Origin of the sequence: Dietzia sp. DQ11-71, from assembly GCF_014144995.1 — a bacterium.
Taxonomy (GTDB): domain Bacteria; phylum Actinomycetota; class Actinomycetes; order Mycobacteriales; family Mycobacteriaceae; genus Dietzia; species Dietzia kunjamensis.
Genome location: NZ_JAALDT010000405.1, coordinates 1 through 1,728, shown reverse-complemented (window position 1 = coordinate 1,728; position 1,728 = coordinate 1). Strand labels below are relative to the sequence as shown.

The 1,728-nt window shown below is 70.9% G+C and carries 2 protein-coding genes; both read right to left on the bottom strand.

The window, feature by feature from the left end; translation table 11 throughout:
- Positions 1 to 139: 139 nt before the first annotated feature.
- Entirely contained in the window at positions 140 to 988 is an 849-nt protein-coding gene (locus G6023_RS13415) for a metal ABC transporter permease (RefSeq protein ID WP_096906094.1), read from the bottom strand.
- The coding region (locus G6023_RS13410) for a metal ABC transporter ATP-binding protein (protein ID WP_182635979.1) at positions 988 to 1,728 on the bottom strand (741 nt) is incomplete at its 5' end. The genes G6023_RS13415 and G6023_RS13410, both read right to left, overlap by 1 nt.

The following is a 1,728-nucleotide window of genomic DNA, read 5'->3' as shown; positions in this document are numbered from 1 at the left end:
CGCTCGGCGGAGTCCCAGTTCAGGGTTGGATAGGTGGCCCGGATGGCCTCGAGTTCGGCGGCATCGTCGTGCCCTCCGGCAGCACCGTCCGGCCCAGCACCGTCCGCCCCGGCACCCCCGGCACCCCCGGCACCCCCGGTCATCGCCGCACCGCCGCGACACCGCGGCACGAGAGGTAGATGACGAACGAGATCGTGGTGACGAACACCGAGACCGGCACGCCCGGCGCGAGGGAGAGCAGCATCCCCCCGACGGCCGCGATCTCGGCGAACAGGATCGTCAGCCCGATCGCCCGCAGCGGGCTGGAGGTGACGGCGGCTGCGGCGGCGGCGGGCGTGATGAGCAGGGACAGGACCAACAGTGCGCCGACGACCTGCACGGCCTGCGCGGCGGCCAGCCCCACGAGCACGGCGAAGACCATGTTGATGGCCCGCACCGGGACGCCCCGCGCCTCGGCGACCTCGGGGTCGGCCGACGAGAACACCAGTGGCCGGTACAGCACGATCAGCGCGCCCACGATGATGGCCGCGACCACCGCCATCTGCACCAGCCCGTGCTCGGACACTCCCACGATCTGCCCGGTGAGCAGGGAGAAGCTCGTCCCCGAGCGGCCGGGGTAGAGATGGATGAACAACACGGCCAGGCCGAGTCCGAACGCCATGACCACGCCGATCGAACTGTCGCGCTGGGACGCCCGGGAGCCCATCAGACCGAACATCAGTGCAGCGATCACCGACCCCAGGACGGCGCCCAGCCCCAGGTTGAGCCCGAACAGCAGCGCGGCGGCTGCGCCGGTGAGGGCGAGCTCGCTGGCGCCGTGCACGGAGAACGACATCTGCCGCATCACGATGAACGGCCCGATCGCACCGGAGAGCAGGCCGAGCAGTGCGATCGCGGCAAGGCCGTAGAGCACGAAGTCCTGCTCCAGCAGGTACGCGGTGGTCTCGGTGTCGGCGATGGACCCGAGGATCTCGAGCAGTCGGTCCATCAGTGCGCTCCATGTCCGTGGTCGTGGCCGCCTGCGGCGTCGTCATCGTGGTGGTGGTGCCCGCTCGACCAGGGTTCTGCGACGAGGTGCTGGGTGTCGCCCACCACGATGATCTGTCCGCGCACGCGCAGGACCTCGACGGGGGAGGAGTACAGCTCGGACATGACCTCGGTGGTGAAGACCTCGTCCGGGGTGCCGATGCGGTGCCGGCCGTCGACCAGGTAGACGATCCGGTCGACCATCGGCAGCACCGGGTTGATCTCGTGGGTGACGAACACGACCGCGGTGTCGTGCTCGCGGCGTCGGTGGTCGAGTACGGAGGCGACGGTGCGTTGACCGGTGAGGTCGAGGCTGAGCAGCGGTTCGTCACAGAGCATGACGCACGGGTCGCACGCGATGGCCTGGGCGACCCGCACGCGTTGTTGCTCGCCGCCGGACATCCGGCCGAGTGGCTTGTCGGCGAGCTTTCCGGCCGCGAGCCTGGTGAGGGCGTCGTCGACGATGCGCCGCTTTCCGGCGCGCCGTGACGGCCAACCGGGGCCCCAGCGGGTGCCGTCGATCCCGAGGGACACGAGGTCGCGTCCGCGCAGGGTGATGCCGGGGTCGAAGGCGCGCTGTTGCGGTACGTAGCCGAGGTGGGTGCCGCGGTCGCCGGGGGCGCGACCGTCGACGAGGACGGTGCCGGAGTCGGGCCGGTGTTCGCCGAGCAGCACCTTGAGCAGGGTGGTCTTGCCGGCGCC

What these genes read in the sequence shown, in the direction of transcription:
- G6023_RS13415 (WP_096906094.1), bottom strand. Translation starts at nt 988, where the DNA reads ATGGACCGACTGCTCGAGATCCTCGGGTCCATCGCCGACACCGAGACC.